The sequence below is a fragment of the Streptomyces cyaneofuscatus genome, assembly GCF_033109485.1.
GTDB classification, from domain to species: Bacteria; Actinomycetota; Actinomycetes; order Streptomycetales; family Streptomycetaceae; genus Streptomyces; species Streptomyces cyaneofuscatus.
Genome location: NZ_CP137002.1, coordinates 4,306,701 through 4,320,778, shown reverse-complemented (window position 1 = coordinate 4,320,778; position 14,078 = coordinate 4,306,701). Strand labels below are relative to the sequence as shown.

The following is a 14,078-nucleotide window of genomic DNA, read 5'->3' as shown; positions in this document are numbered from 1 at the left end:
CAGGCCCGAGGAGCCCCGAAATGCAACTCGCCGCGATCATCGTGTCGCTGGTGCTGACGGTCGTCGGCGTTGCGCTCATCACCCGAGCCGTCGCGCAGATCTACCGCTTCGTCCGTCTCGGACAGCCGGTACCCGCAGGCAGCCGCACCGACGACCCCAAGGCCCGCACGATCACGCTGGTCAAGGAGTTCCTCGGCCACACCCGGATGAACCGGTGGGGCATCGTCGGCTTCGCGCACTGGTTCGTCGCGATCGGCTTCCTGACGCTGCCGCCGACGCTGCTCCAGGCGTACGGGCAGCTCTTCCAGGCGGACTGGGTGCTGCCGGTCATCGGCACGTTCCTGCCGTTCGAGATGTACATCGAGTTCATCGGCCTGATGACGGTCGTCGGCATCGTCGCGCTGATGGTGATCCGGCTGCTGAACCTGCCGTCCCGGGCCGGCCGCAAGTCGCGCTTCACCGGCTCGAAGGCCTGGCAGGCGTACTTCGTCGAGTACATCATCCTGATCATCGGCCTCGCGATCCTGGTGCTGCGCGGCCTGGAGGGCGCGATCCACCACGTCGACAGCTACGGCGCCGCGTACTTCGTGTCGTACCCGCTGGTCCTGGCGTTCAAGGGCCTGTCGCTGTCCACGCTCCAGACGCTCATCTACTTCACCGCGATGATCAAGATCGGCACCTCGCTGATCTGGATGATCACGGTCTCGCTCAACACCAACATGGGTGTCGCCTGGCACCGCTTCCTCGGCTTCCCGAACATCTGGTTCAAGCGGAACGCCGACGGCGAGGTCGCGCTCGGCGCGCTCCAGCCGATGACGACGGGCGGCAAGGAGATCGACTGGGAGGACCCGGCCGACGACGCGGTCTTCGGCGTCTCCCAGGTCGAGCAGTTCTCCTGGAAGGGCATCCTCGACTTCTCCACCTGCACCGAGTGCGGCCGCTGCCAGTCGCAGTGCCCCGCCTGGAACACCGGCAAGCCGCTTTCGCCGAAGCTTCTGATCATGTCGCTGCGCGACCACGCGCACGCCAAGGCGCCGTACCTCCTGGCCGGCGGCGGCAAGGACATGGAGGGCAACGAGAAGGCCACCGAGGAGCAGCTCAAGGACGTCCCCGCGGCCGCCCTCGCCGAGGCCGAGCGCCCGCTGATCGGCACCGCCGAGGAGAACGGCGTCATCGACCCGGACGTCCTGTGGTCCTGCACCACCTGCGGCGCCTGCGTCGAGCAGTGCCCGGTCGACATCGAGCACATCGACCACATCGTCGACATGCGCCGCTACCAGGTGATGATCGAGTCCGCGTTCCCGTCCGAGGCGGGCACGATGCTCAAGAACCTGGAGAAGAAGGGCAACCCCTGGGGGCTGGCCAAGAAGGCGCGCGTGGAGTGGACCAAGGAGGTCGACTTCGAGGTCCCGATCGTCGGCAAGGACGTCGAGGACCTCACGGAGGTCGACTACCTGTACTGGGTCGGCTGCGCGGGCGCCCTGGAGGACCGGGCCAAGAAGACCACCAAGGCCTTCGCGGAGCTGCTGCACATCGCGGGCGTCAAGTTCGCGATCATGGGCGGCGACGAGAAGTGCACGGGTGACTCCGCCCGCCGCCTGGGCAACGAGCCGCTGTTCCAGCAGCTCGGCCAGGAGAACGTCGCGATGCTGAACATGGCGTACGGCGAGTCCTTCGATGAGGAGGGCAACGTCGAGCCGGAGACGAAGAAGCCCAAGTCGTCGAAGAAGATCGTCGCGACCTGCCCGCACTGCTTCAACACGATCGCGAACGAGTACCCGCAGCTCGGCGGCGAGTACGAGGTCATCCACCACACCCAGCTGCTCCAGCACCTCATCGACGAGGGCCGCCTGATCCCGGTGACCCCTGTCGAGGGCCTGATCACGTACCACGACCCGTGCTACCTGGGCCGTCACAACAAGATCTACACCCCGCCGCGCGAGATCATCGCGAAGGTCCCGGGCCTGCGGAACGAGGAGATGCACCGCCACAAGGAGCGCGGCTTCTGCTGTGGCGCCGGTGGTGCCCGGATGTGGATGGAGGAGCGGATCGGCAAGCGCGTCAACAACGAGCGCGTCGACGAGGCCCTCGCCCTCAACCCGGACATCGTCTCGACGGCCTGCCCGTTCTGCCTCGTCATGCTGACCGACTCGGTCAACGGCAAGAAGAACGACGGCCAGGCCAAGGAGTCCATCCAGGTCGTGGACGTCTCGCAGCTCCTCCTGGAGTCGGTGAAGACCCCCGCGGACCCGGCGGGCGAGCCGGAGCAGGTGGACGCACCGGAGCCGGAACCGGCAAAGTGACGTAACGCATCAGCGCGATGAGCGGCCGGACCTGCCTCGGGGGCAGGACCGGCCGCTCTTACGTACGACTGCTGTACGACTGCGTACGACTGCTGTACGACTGAGCACGACGAACGAGGGCCCGTGCGCACAAGCATCACGCACCCGAAGGCAACGGCTACGACCACGACAACGACCACCACCAGGGCCGCGGCCGCCCTCGCTGCAGGCTGCGTGGGTCTGCTGCTGGTGCTCACGGGCTGCGACAGTTCCTCGGCCGCCGACCCGGACCCCTCCGCCGCCGACGCCGACGCCGACGCCAAGAACGGCGACAGCGCCCCGGTGCCCACCATCCCCGTGCCGCGGGGCGAGGGCAGCCGTGTCCCGTACGACTTCAACGGCGACGGCCGCCCGGACCTGGTCATCAACGACCTGGTGCAGGCCCCCGAGGACCCGCACGGCGACGACGCGGGCACGGGCATCGTGTACGGCACCGAGGACAGCCCCCTGGACCCGGCCGCCCGCCAGCTGCTGAACGCCCGCGCCAACGCGGCGAAGTCCGGCGACACCCTGCCCGCCGCGTTCGACGCGGAGGCCGCCTGCGACCTGGACCGGGACGGCTTCACGGACCTGGTCGTCTCCACCGACCCCCCGTACAACGGCGTCGGCGCCCCGCCCGTCCCCCTCCAGATCCTCTTCGGCTCGCCGGAGGGCCTGACCGGCAAGGCGATCACCGTACGGATCCCGGCGCAGGCCAGGTTCGGCAAGGAGTGGCCCGAGCACCCGGTCTGCGGCGACTTCGACGGCGACGGCAGCACCGACCTGGCGGTCACCGCGAGCGACGGCCGGATCTCCTTCCTGCGCGGCCCCTTCGCCCGCACCGGGGCCCCGGCCGGCGCGACCTTGCTGCCGGACGGCGCCCCGTACCTCTACGCCCCCGAGCCGAAGGCCGACACCGACGGCGACGGCTACGACGACCTCGTCGCCACCGCCCGCCCGCGCACGCCCGGCAAGGCGGCCGAGGGCACCCTGCTACTGGGCTCGGCGGACGGCCCGGCACGCCCCGGCGGCACGTACACCTTCCCGGCGGAGAAGCTCCCCAAGGCCCCCCAGCGCACCAAGGCCACCAAGGGCACCACCCGCACCACACTGCTCTCCCACGGCGACTTCGACGGCGACAAGAAGGCGGACACGGTGGTACGGACGACGTACCGGGGCGGACGCGAGGACCTGGTGGCGCTGTACGCGGCGGGGAAGACGGACGACCCGGTCCTGACGTTCTCCACAGCCCTGTTCCTCCCCTGAGCCCGGAGAACGCCCCCAACTCCCCTCCCCACGCCCCCTAGGGGATGTCACAGCTCGGCCGCAATGGCGCACGGGTTCCCCCGGCCCCCACTCCCCACCACCGGGGACCAGGTACGTTCGATGGGTGGCTGGATTCAGGATCGGACGCGGCCGGGACAACCGCACCCCGCAACAACCGCAGCAGCAGCGGCAGCAGCCGTACGGAGGGCAGGCACCACAGCCCCCGTACGGAGCTCAGCCGTGGCCGACGGCAGGAGGCGCGGCGCCCCCGCAGTACGGAGCGCCGCAGGGCACCCCGTACAACGGCGGCGGCTATCCGGGCGGCGGACACGACGGCAGACACGGCGGGCACCACGGCGGCCCCGGCCAGGGCCCCAACGGGACACGTGGCGGCCACGGCGAGCCGGAGTACTTCGGCGACCCCTACGCCGGCCCCGCCCCCCACGACCCGTACGCCAACAACCCGGGTCACACGCAGGCGTTCAGCATCGACGACTCCCCGTACGGCGACGGCGACACCTACCGCGCCGGCTCCGCCCCCGCCCAGCCCGCCGGCCCGCGCCTGCCCTGGAAGGCGCTGCTGACCGGCATCGTGACGCGCCCAGGACCGACGTTCTGGCAGATGCGGGACTACGCGGTCTGGGGCCCGGCGCTGATCGTCACGTTCCTCTACGGCCTGCTCGCTCTGTTCGGCTTCGACCAGGCGCGCGAAGAAGCGATCAACGCGACGATCTCGACGGCCATCCCGTACGTCCTCTTCACCGGCGTCGGCTTCGTCATCGGCGGCCTGGTCCTCGGCGCGGTGACCAACGCCCTGGCCCGCCAGCTCGGCGGCACGGGCTCGTGGCAGCCGACGGTCGGCCTGTCGATGCTGATCATGTCGATCACCGACGCCCCGCGACTGCTCTTCGCCGTCTTCCTGGGCGGCGAGAACTCCCTGGTCCAGATCATGGGCTGGCTGACCTGGCTGGCGGCGGGCGCGCTGTTCACGTCGATGGTGAGCAAGTCGCACGACCTGCCGTGGCCGAAGGCGCTGGGAGCGTCGGCGATCCAGCTGCTGGCGCTGCTGTCGATCATCAAGCTGGGCACAATCTGAGGCTGAGGCCGAGGCACTACGTGAGAAGGCCCCCGGGCGCGTCCTACGCTCCGGGGGCCTTTTCACATACGTACTACGTACGTATAGAGGTCACGCGTCGAGAACCTGCCCGTCCCGCCGCACGACGGGCTTCTCGACACTCCAGGGGAAGTTGATCCACTGATCGGTCTTCTTCCACACGTACTCGCACTTCACGAGGGAGTGGGACTTCTCGTAGATGACGGCGCTGCGGACCTCGGCGACGTGGTCGACACAGAAGTCATGGACGAGCTTGAGGGTCTTGCCGGTGTCGGCGACATCGTCGGCGATCAGAACCTTCTTGTCCGAGAAGTCGATCGCGTTGGGGACGGGCGCCAGCATGACGGGCATCTCCAGGGTGGTCCCGACCCCGGTATAGAACTCCACATTCACGAGGTGGATGTTCTTGCAGTCAAGGGCGTAAGCAAGCCCGCCCGCGACGAACACACCCCCGCGAGCGATGCTCAGCACGACATCGGGCTCGTACCCGTCGTCGGCAACGGCCTGGGCCAGCTCGCGCACGGCGCGCCCGAAGCCCTCGTAGGTAAGGTTTTCCCGCACGTCACTGGCCACGATTGATCACACCTGGGTCCGATGGAAGTTCTGGAACGACCGTGAGGCCGTGGGCCCCCGCTGCCCCTGGTACCGCGACTCGTAGCGCTCGGAGCCGTAAGGGAACTCGGCGGACGAGGTCAACCGGAACAGACACAGCTGCCCGATCTTCATCCCCGGCCAGAGCTTTATGGGGAGGGTCGCGAGGTTCGACAGCTCCAGGGTCACGTGCCCGGAGAACCCGGGGTCGATGAACCCGGCCGTCGAGTGCGTCACCAGACCGAGCCGCCCGAGCGAGCTCTTCCCCTCCAGCCGCGAGGCCAGGTCGTCGGGGAGCGAGATCACCTCGTACGTGGACGCCAGCACGAACTCCCCGGGGTGCAGGATGAACGCCTCATCCCCCTCGGGCTCGACGGTCCGCGTCAGGTCGGGCTGTTCGACGGCGGGGTCGATGTGCGGGTACCGGTGGTTCTCGAACACCCGGAAGTAGCGGTCCAGCCGCACGTCGATGCTCGACGGCTGCACCATCGAAGGGTCGTACGGATCGATACGGACTCGCCCGGCGTCGATCTCGGCCCGGATGTCCTTGTCTGAGAGAAGCACGCCCCGAGGATACGCAGAAGCCACGACCCCACCCCAACCGGACCACCCGAGGACCGGAGAGCAGGGTTCGGCGGCAGGCCACCAACGAGGCGCCGGCGCCGGGGGGAGCGGCGGGCGCGCTCCCCCTGCCTGCCGCCCCTCCTACCGCCTACCGCTTCTCGAACCCCACAGGAACGGCCTGCCGCAACCGGGCACACCGGGGGCACCGGATCAACCGCCCCGGCCCGATCCGGTCGGCCCCGAGCTGCTGCATCGGGAACGACGAGGTAGCGAAAACGTGCCCTTCGGCACAGCGGACGACGGTGCGCTCCATCGACTCCATCAAGTCCCTTCCCCAACGGCATATGGACGAGACCGCCACATTAGGGGATGAACAGGACGCCACCACGAGCGGCACTCCGACCCCGTACGCTACGCCCCCAACTACCGCCCCCGACACCTGCGTCCACCCCACCCCCACCCCGGCCCCCACAGCAGTCAGGCCCCACGGCTCATCCACCGGGGGCCTGACATGGGGTACAGTGTGTGACGATGCAGCGCCGATCATCGGCATGCTTCGCGGGTGTAGTTTAATGGTAGAACATGAGCTTCCCAAGCTCAGAGCGCGAGTTCGATTCTCGTCACCCGCTCCACATGAAAGCCCCAGGCCAGCGGCCCGGGGCTTCTTCGTTCGGGTCACCTTGGATGCGTCCGGTCGGCTTCGGTGGCCTCTCACTGGATAATCGACCTATGGCATCACAGCCCAGTCTTTCCGATCTCCGCCGTGCCAAGTTCGCCCGGCGAACGCCCGCAGCACTCTCCGAGCTTGTCGGCCCCAAGCACGGCACGGTGCGCCTGCCACTTCACCTGGCATGGTCGGGACTGACCACGTTCGACCTCGACCAGCCACGGCTACGGATGAGCTACTACCGCATCGTGTTGGCCGAGGGCCAGCACGACGACCTGGTCCAGTACCTCAACCGCGGCCTCCTCGTCAGCTTGTGGCCCACACTGCGCACACTGATCAGCCGTGATGTCCGCGAAGTCTGGGAGCACTCCTTCGACGAGCTGGCTCACAGCGCCCAGGCTGCTGCGTGAACCTCACCGACCTGCACCGTCGCCTGCTGGCTGATGTACTCGCCGTGGGCGGTGCCTACCCTCTGGCGCTTACCGGCGGCTACGCAGTCCAGGCACACGGCCTGGTCGACCGCCTCAGCCAGGACCTCGACGTTGCGACCGAGAACCCCGATCGCATGGAGGACATTGCCGCTGCCGTGCGCGCCGGCCTGGAACAACACGGGTGGCAGGTCAGCGCTCTGGAAACAGACCCGCTCTCCGCACGCCTGATCGTCACCGATCCCATCAGTCACGAAGAGTGCGAGGTCGACATCCTCAAGGAAGCGCTCTGGCGACCACCCGTACACACCGACCACGGACTGGTGCTGTCCCTCGAAGATGTCGTCGGGACCAAAGTCCGCGCACTCCTCGACCGCGGACTTGCCCGGGACCTGATCGACGTACAGGCTGCCGCGAACCGCTGGAGCCATGTCGAACTCGAAGAGCTCGGTCGACGCCACGCCCGCGACTCCTTCGACCTGAACGAGCTCCAAGCGCGACTGGGCGGAGCCGACTGGATCGACGACACGGAATTCGCCGCCTACGGACTCGACGAACAAGCGATCACCGGGCTGCGCCAGTGGGCACAGGCATGGGCCACCGACATCGGCGAACGGCTCCAAGAGCTGGAGAGTCCGCACGAGGACTGATGGCCGCATGGAGGCCAGATGCGCTCAGCACGGTGCACGCCAGGCCACTCGGCCCACGCCCGGCCGTGCCCCATCCGTGCCCAGCAGAGCGGACAACAGCGGTCAGGTACAGCCTCCAGAGACCCATGGCGCCCCCTGCTTCCTCGCAGGAAAGCGCAGGTCAGAGCCCATCCGGAGACTCAAGCACCGCTGATTCCCAAGCTCAGAGCGCGAGTTCGATTCTCGTCACCCGCTCTATGTCGAAGGCCCTGGTCAATGACTGGGGCCTTACGCTTGCCACCCAACGGCACCGGTCCGGAGCGTCACTCGCCAGGGACAGCCGGTGAGCGACCGCCCCCATCTCTTCACTCGAAGCATGCGACTCCAGGCGTCAAGGCTCGGGGCCAGAATCCCAAGCCAGTGCGTGCATACTCCAGCATGCTTGGACTCATGTCCTCCACGACCCGCATCACCGTCACGCTCCCCAGCGACCAGGTGGCGGAGCTCCGCAAGCTCACGGACAACGTCTCCGGCTACGTGGCGGAAGCCGTAGCCCGCCAGATCCGGCACCAGCTCCTGGGCGACGACCTCCGCCGCCACGAGGAGGAGCACGGACCCTTCAGCGACGAAGAGCTCGCCGAGGCCCGCGCGAAGGTCTTCGGCTCCGCCGACACCTCCACGGGCGCGGACGCCGCGTGAGCGAGCGCGTCGAAACCGTCGTCCTGGACTCGGAAGGGCTCTCCGCCTGGATCACTCAGGACCGCAAGCTCCTCGCGATGCTTCAGGTCTTCCACGACATGGGAGCCGACCTGGTCATCGGGGCCAACACCATCGTGGAAGTCAGCCACTCCCGTACCCACATGCCGGGGCCTTGTCCTGCCCCCAGAGGGCGAGCACCCGAGCCGTGGCCTCGGCCATGGCCGCGGGCAGACGTCCTCCGCCGCTGCGGTGGGCAGACCGAGAGAACGACTGCGGGAGAAGCCGCCACCACATCTCAAGTCGCCGTCGGGAGGACGGGTCCGGCGTGGGCGCCGGAGGGGTGGGACTGGTGAGCCGATGGTGGTGCACCTGAGGGCAGTGGCCAATTGGACACTGACGGACCGGTGTTACGCCTGGGTACCGTTCAACTCCCCTGCCGAAAAATGATCACGCTGGGAGTCGTTGTGCGTCTTTCCCGTACCGCGCCCGTTGCTCTGGCGCTCACCGCGCTGCCCGCGCTCGTCGTGACGACGGCTGCGGCCTCGCCGCCGTCCTCCCCCCAACCGTCCGCCCCGACAGCGGTGTTCACCCTCGACGCCTCCAAGGGGACCTTCTCGGCGAAGGCGGCCGGCGGTCCGCGTGTGAGCGTGCTGGCCACCCACACAGGGCAGGGCGCGGACACGAAGGTCCTCCAGGCCGGGGACGAGCGGGCCGTGTCGGATACCACCTTCGCCCGGTCCTCGGAGCCTTCCGCGCGCTCTGCGTGGGCAGCGTCCTCGAAGTTCGCGGATCTCTCCTGGGCGGACGTCGGCGCGAAGACCTACACCCTCTACCGTGACGGCGCGAAGATCGGTACGACGTCGAAGCCGAGCTTCCGCGACACCGGTGTCACGCCCGGCACGGAGGCGGACTACCGGATCATCGGGGCCGGGAAGAAGGACACCCACACCTGGGGGATGACCGCGACCATCCCCAGCAGCGACACCACCGAGGCGCTGAACGCCACCGCGAAGGACATCGAGGCCAAAGCCCGTAAGTACTCCAAGTCGACCCTGCGGTGGCGCTCGTTCATCCGCCCGACCTGGGCCGGCATCCCCAAGGAACTCGCGAAGCTCTCGGGCTGCAAGTACACCAAGGGCTACAAGTACGCCGGGGACGCCCGTGGCTTCTCCGCGAAGCAGAAGAACCCCGGCTCGCGCGCCGGGGTGACCGGAACGGTCAACTGGAAGAGCGGCAAGATCACATGGGACCGCTTCACCGGGAAGACCCGCGTGTACAAGACGTCGAACTCGCGGCTGGTCGCCACCCGTAAGGCCAGCGTGAAGAAGATCAAGTTCAAGGCGCTGAACAAGCACAACGGCAAGGAGCGCGGCGTTCGCATGGTCATCGACGCCACCGATCCGTTCTGCCCCAAGACCGGCGCCAAGCGCGCGGGAATCGGCGCTTCCGCCACCGTACAGATGACGCGGGGCGGCAGCTTCCACGTGACGGGCAAGCACCGCCAGGCCCCCGACCACGAGCTCTACATGTACAACTACGCGGGCAAGAAGTACAAGACGAAGACGATTCTGCGGGACAAGATGCTGGACCTGCGGTGCATTTCGCAGCCGGCCTGCCAGCTCCAGAACATCGCCGCCAAGGGCTGACCCCGCCCATTGCCGGCTATAGGCGCGGTGGGATGATCCAGGGGCGGTCTCCCGCTGCGGGAGACCGCCCCTGGAGGGGAGATCATGAAAGTCACGTTCCGGAAAGTCACGTTCGGCAAAGTCACGTTGGGCAGTGCTCTCTTCTACGCCCTGAACATCATCGTCAGTTCATCGCTGATCGGACTGGTCGTCGATAAGGTCCTGGCCTCCTTCGAGGAAGGCCCCTGGGACCCGCTGCTCTACGGCGAGCGCAGCGACCTGATCTTCCCCGCCGCCTGCCTGATCATCCTGACGGCGGCCCGCTTCTTCCTTCCCCCCGTGCCCCGCTGGAAGGCCGCCATCGTCGACAGCAGCCTCTACCTGCTGCTGCTCCTGGCCTGCTACGGCGCCGTCCTCATGACCGACGGCAGCAACGTAGGCGAGGCGATCGGCGGGGCGTTCTCGGTCGCGCTGATGGCCATGTACACCCTCCAGCTCCCCGCCGCCTGGGCCCTGATCGCCTGGGCCACCGGCCACCTCGCCCCCACCGGGCCCCGCCGGGAGCAGAGCCCGGCCGCGTCACCGGCCGGTAGGCTTCTTTGAAGGCTTCATGGCCCAGTCGGTCATCTCGTCGAGCATTTCGCGGTTGATCGCACCCGATGCGGAGGACGCGACCTTCTGCCGGGCGTCGATGACGAAGGTGTAGGGGACCCCCCGGGACTGGATGATGCCCTTGGGCATGTCGAGGGTGGACTTGCCCAAGGGGTCGTGCAGATTCGGGTAGGTGACGTCGAACTCCCGGACAAAGGCCTTCGAGGCGCCGATGTTGCTTCCGTGGTTTATGCCGACCACGACCACCCCCTTGTCCTTCATCGACTTCTCGAAGTCGACGAGCATGGGCATCTCCAGACGGCACGGCCCGCACCAGAACGCCCAGGCGTTGACCACGACCGTCTTGCCTCGGTAGTCCGACAGCCGAAACGGCTTCCCCTCGACCGTCTTCCCCCTGATATCCGGAACCTCGGGACGGTCCTTCACATCAATAGTCAGCACCCCCCTGTCGGAAACGCGGTAGCCGGTCTGCTCCGGCCGGTCCTGCGCCAGGACGGCAAAGGCGACACCGCCCACCACAACAGCGGCAACGGCGGCGGAGACAAGAACACGATTCACAGGTCAATTCCTCGCTTGAGCGGCAAACTTGCCGCTCATCCTCTCAACATTCGTACTCCCTGCGCACGTTGGGGTTATGCCCCCAGGGGCAGTGCCCCAAGAGCCACTATCGGCTACCCGTTCGACCCGAGCAGCATGGAAGCCGCTTCCCCACGACCAGGGGACGCGAACAGAACGGAGTGCTGCTGTGCAGGTAGGAAAAGCTGTCATCTCGGCCGCGATCGTGGCCGGCATGCTGGGCGGGGCCACCACCGCTACGGCCGCCGAGCCCGCCCCCAAGAGCAAGGCCGCCGCGAAGTGCGGCTACGAAAAGCGTCCCGGCGGCGGCTGGCTGGACTGCTGGAAGACGAAGAAGGGCACGCAGAAGAGCGCCGCCCACAAGGTGAAGAAGGGCAAGCACTTCTTCCACTTCGGCATCAAGGGCAACAACACCCGCTGGACCGCCTCGGTCTACAAGAAGGTCAAGGGCAAGGACATCAAGGTCCACTCCCTCAAGGGCAAGGCCAACAACACCGAGACCTTCACCAGCGACAAGAAGTACAGCGCGGGTAGCTACTACATCGTGTGGAAGTACGGAAAGACGGGCAGCAGGGCGTTCGGCGGAATCGAGTAGACCTCGACCAGCCGCACAACACAGGAGGGGCCCGCCGAACGGACACCATTGGCCCATGCCCCTTCGTCGTGACGTCGGCCTGATCCACCTTGTCGGTGGATCAGGCCGACGTCGTGTTCGGGGTGGCTCGTGCGGCCTTCCCGAAGGGGTCTGGCTGTCCGGGTGGCCGCGGCGTCGCCGGCCCGGTTGCGGGAGCTGCCGCCGGTGGAGTTCCTGCGGCAGATGTGGGTGCACATCTGCTGACCGCGGCCGGAATGGACCTCACCCGTCTCGACGCCTGGCTCAGGGGCACCCCACTCGCCCCAACACACACCTCACCCTTCACAGCACTCCGCCCCACCGGATAGAACCGGTGGGGCGGAGTGAAGCGGCATGGGTCAACAGTGTCCGAACGGCGGGGCCTCTCCTCGCGTTCACAGACCTGTCGGGTCGTTCTTCTTCCACATCAGCGCGAACGCCTGCTTCTTCAGCTTGGCCGTCTTGTTCGAGTACTTCATCAGCGTGATCGCCTTGCCCTTCTTGTCAGACTGGGCCGACATCACCAGCTTCCCCCCGCCGTAGGAGGTGATCCGCCGGTCGGACAGGATCCACCACTGCGTCTTGGAACGCTTGTTGCACCCGTACTGACGCACCGTCGCCCCCGACTTCTTCGCCGTAGGCGCCAGGCACTTGCCGGACTTACGGTTCTGGATCACATACCGGGGCCGCTCGGCCGGCTTGTTCGCGTTGACCCAGAGCAGGTTCCAACGCTGCGTCGTGGACTTCTTGTTGCAGCCCCGCAGCTTCACCGTCGTCTTGGACTTCTTCGAGTTGTCCATCGAGAAGCACAACCCGGTCTTTCCGTACACCTTGGTAAGGCCCGTGTTCTTGTACGGGTCATTCCCCGCCGGTGCAGGCGCCGCCCCTGCCGGAGCGGCAACGCCCCCCAGCACCGCCACCGCGGCCCCGGACACCACCACGGTCCTCATCGCCTTCAACATCACAGGCCCCCTCCCACAACAGCGCCCGTGACCCCTGCGGCCCGAGCCCCGCCGAGCCTACGCACGAAGATCAGCGGGCGATATTGGCTTGGGGGGCAGCGCACTTGGGGGCAATACCGCCTCCTACAGTTTTTCTCATGCCCAAGCAATCCCGCACCCTGCCCGTCCTTGCGACCATCCTGACCGTGGGCGGCCTGGCCCTGCTGGCCATCCAGTTCCTCCCCGTCGCCGCACCCTCCACCGAAGGAGCCCCACAGGCGGAAAGCGCGGTCTGCCGCGACCTGGCCGCCGGCTACCCGGACAAGATCGGCGGACACGAGAAAACCGCCACCTCCCCCGGTGCCGCCGTCTACGGCGACCATGTCATCACCCTGCGGTGCGGCCTGCCCGAAATGCTGCCCACCACAGACCTGTGCGTCACCGCGGACGGCGTCGACTGGGTACTGAAGGACAGCGGGCAGGGCGAGGGCGACAAGACCATCACCACCTTCGGCCGCAACCCGGCCGCCCGAGCCGTCATCGACCCCGAAGTCCCCTCCGACGTCGCCCTGGTCGAACTGGCCGCCGCCGTGAAGAACCTCCCCCGCAACGAACGCAAGTGCATCGACCAGGCCGACGCCGCATACCCCACCCCGACCGGGCACCACACCCCCTGACTCCGACAGCACGAGGGCCCGCACCCAGGTGGGGTGCGGGCCTTTGCTTACGGGGCCGGTGTGCGCGCCTCCTCAACGTCCGTCCCAGCTGGACGAATTGCCGGTTGGAGACAACCGGGCAGGCGTCTCGCTCGGCTCTCAGCCCGGAGGCACTTCCCATGCCCCACGCGCTGCCCAGCCGCCGTCACCACGGCCGCTGCGATGACCACGCGGCCCGGGGGCCCGGGGGCCCGCTGGTACGAGCACCTCGTACGTGGTTCCTCTCTCCGCGATGGCCGTTTCGGCATGCTTCCCCCATTGATGCGGGGAAGCCGGGACCGGGCCGCCAGCGACCTCGTCGACCCGTTCCACGCAGAAGCCCCAGGCCGACCGTCCGGGGCCTTGTTGTTGTCTGGCCCTGCTCGGGGCTGTCATGCTCTCCACTTGCCTAAGACCCACCAGCAAATGGCTTATTTGAGGCGCCGGGTGGGGGGCGTCCGCCCCAGCGGCATTGACCCGTTGCTCGGCGGATGAGCATGCGGAGCGTGACGAGAGCAGCAGCGAGACAGAGGTACGAGGGAGAAGTCCACGACCTCGCCGTTCCTCACGGTGCAGCGCCGGAGCTCGCCGAAGTCGTTCCTCCACTAGTGCGTGCGCTCGGCCACCTAGCGCTTGAAGTGCCTGGTGCGGGGCCGGCGCTCCCTTGCGGGCGATCTCGGCCGGCGAGCCCAGGGTGGGCAGTTGTGAGCGGGTCCCTTGACCGTCTGGATCAGCGG

General features: G+C 67.7%; 14 protein-coding genes, 1 tRNA gene and 2 pseudogenes. 12 read left to right on the top strand and 5 right to left on the bottom strand.

Annotation, left to right across the window (positions count from 1 at the left end; genetic code table 11):
- The first annotated feature begins 20 nt into the window (after positions 1–20).
- From R2B67_RS19155 to R2B67_RS19145, 3 genes are all read left to right on the top strand, one after another.
- On the top strand, positions 21–2,303 hold the full coding sequence (locus R2B67_RS19155) for a heterodisulfide reductase-related iron-sulfur binding cluster (RefSeq protein ID WP_317819757.1): 2,283 nt from the start codon (positions 21–23) through the stop codon (positions 2,301–2,303).
- A gap of 123 nt (positions 2,304–2,426) precedes the next feature.
- The gene (locus tag R2B67_RS19150; protein ID WP_317819755.1) at positions 2,427–3,587 is read left to right on the top strand and encodes an FG-GAP repeat domain-containing protein; all 1,161 of its coding nucleotides are present in this window, start codon (positions 2,427–2,429) and stop codon (positions 3,585–3,587) included.
- Between the two features lie 124 nt (positions 3,588–3,711).
- Positions 3,712–4,683, top strand: coding sequence for a Yip1 family protein (locus tag R2B67_RS19145; protein ID WP_018514098.1), 972 nt, complete (start codon positions 3,712–3,714; stop codon positions 4,681–4,683).
- Positions 4,684–4,773: 90 nt separating this feature from the next.
- On the opposite strand, the gene R2B67_RS19140 is transcribed toward R2B67_RS19145, so the two are convergent.
- Both R2B67_RS19140 and dcd read right to left on the bottom strand, forming a co-directional pair.
- Complete coding sequence (locus tag R2B67_RS19140; protein ID WP_018514097.1) at positions 4,774–5,274, bottom strand: phosphoribosyltransferase; 501 nt, start codon at positions 5,272–5,274, stop codon at positions 4,774–4,776.
- Between the two features lie 6 nt (positions 5,275–5,280).
- On the bottom strand, positions 5,281–5,856 hold the full coding sequence (dcd, locus tag R2B67_RS19135) for a dCTP deaminase (RefSeq protein WP_018514096.1): 576 nt from the start codon (positions 5,854–5,856) through the stop codon (positions 5,281–5,283).
- A 558-nt stretch (positions 5,857–6,414) separates the two neighbouring features.
- Between dcd and R2B67_RS19130 the strand changes: the two genes are divergently transcribed.
- The 7 genes and pseudogenes from R2B67_RS19130 (at position 6,415) to R2B67_RS19100 (ending at position 10,507) form a co-directional block, all read left to right on the top strand.
- A tRNA-Gly gene (locus tag R2B67_RS19130) sits at positions 6,415–6,488 on the top strand.
- Positions 6,489–6,585: 97 nt separating this feature from the next.
- Positions 6,586–6,933: a hypothetical protein gene (locus tag R2B67_RS19125; protein WP_030342504.1), complete on the top strand. Its 348-nt coding sequence runs from the start codon at positions 6,586–6,588 to the stop codon at positions 6,931–6,933.
- Entirely contained in the window at positions 6,930–7,601 is a 672-nt protein-coding gene (locus tag R2B67_RS19120; RefSeq protein WP_032782026.1) for a nucleotidyl transferase AbiEii/AbiGii toxin family protein, read from the top strand. The genes R2B67_RS19125 and R2B67_RS19120 overlap by 4 nt, the downstream gene beginning before the upstream one ends.
- Positions 7,602–8,030: 429 nt before the next feature.
- Complete coding sequence (locus tag R2B67_RS19115) at positions 8,031–8,279, top strand: type II toxin-antitoxin system CcdA family antitoxin (protein WP_317819751.1); 249 nt, start codon at positions 8,031–8,033, stop codon at positions 8,277–8,279.
- Positions 8,276–8,446 (top strand): annotated as a pseudogene (locus tag R2B67_RS19110) (DNA-binding protein); the annotation flags it as partial. The gene R2B67_RS19115 and the pseudogene R2B67_RS19110, both read left to right, overlap by 4 nt.
- A gap of 297 nt (positions 8,447–8,743) precedes the next feature.
- The gene (locus R2B67_RS19105) at positions 8,744–9,925 is read left to right on the top strand and encodes a hypothetical protein (protein ID WP_317819749.1); all 1,182 of its coding nucleotides are present in this window, start codon (positions 8,744–8,746) and stop codon (positions 9,923–9,925) included.
- An 84-nt stretch (positions 9,926–10,009) separates the two neighbouring features.
- The gene (locus R2B67_RS19100) at positions 10,010–10,507 is read left to right on the top strand and encodes a hypothetical protein (RefSeq protein WP_317819748.1); all 498 of its coding nucleotides are present in this window, start codon (positions 10,010–10,012) and stop codon (positions 10,505–10,507) included.
- Here the strand turns inward: R2B67_RS19100 and R2B67_RS19095 are convergent.
- The gene (locus R2B67_RS19095; RefSeq protein ID WP_317819747.1) at positions 10,484–11,074 is read right to left on the bottom strand and encodes a TlpA family protein disulfide reductase; all 591 of its coding nucleotides are present in this window, start codon (positions 11,072–11,074) and stop codon (positions 10,484–10,486) included. The genes R2B67_RS19100 and R2B67_RS19095 overlap by 24 nt on opposite strands.
- Before the next feature lie 187 nt (positions 11,075–11,261).
- Here R2B67_RS19095 and R2B67_RS19090 point away from each other — a divergent pair, with 187 nt between their 5' ends.
- Entirely contained in the window at positions 11,262–11,687 is a 426-nt protein-coding gene (locus R2B67_RS19090; RefSeq protein WP_164240030.1) for a hypothetical protein, read from the top strand.
- A 413-nt stretch (positions 11,688–12,100) separates the two neighbouring features.
- Here R2B67_RS19090 and R2B67_RS19085 read toward each other — a convergent pair whose 3' ends face one another.
- Positions 12,101–12,667 (bottom strand): ricin-type beta-trefoil lectin domain protein, encoded by a 567-nt coding sequence (locus tag R2B67_RS19085; protein WP_317819744.1) that lies wholly within the window; start codon positions 12,665–12,667, stop codon positions 12,101–12,103.
- Positions 12,668–12,804: 137 nt separating this feature from the next.
- On the opposite strand from R2B67_RS19085, the gene R2B67_RS19080 reads away from it, so the two are divergent.
- Positions 12,805–13,323 (top strand): DUF3515 domain-containing protein, encoded by a 519-nt coding sequence (locus R2B67_RS19080; RefSeq protein ID WP_317819742.1) that lies wholly within the window; start codon positions 12,805–12,807, stop codon positions 13,321–13,323.
- A gap of 449 nt (positions 13,324–13,772) precedes the next feature.
- Here R2B67_RS19080 and R2B67_RS19075 read toward each other — a convergent pair.
- Positions 13,773–14,067: pseudogene (locus tag R2B67_RS19075) on the bottom strand (IS5/IS1182 family transposase); the annotation flags it as partial.
- Positions 14,068–14,078 lie beyond the last annotated feature (11 nt).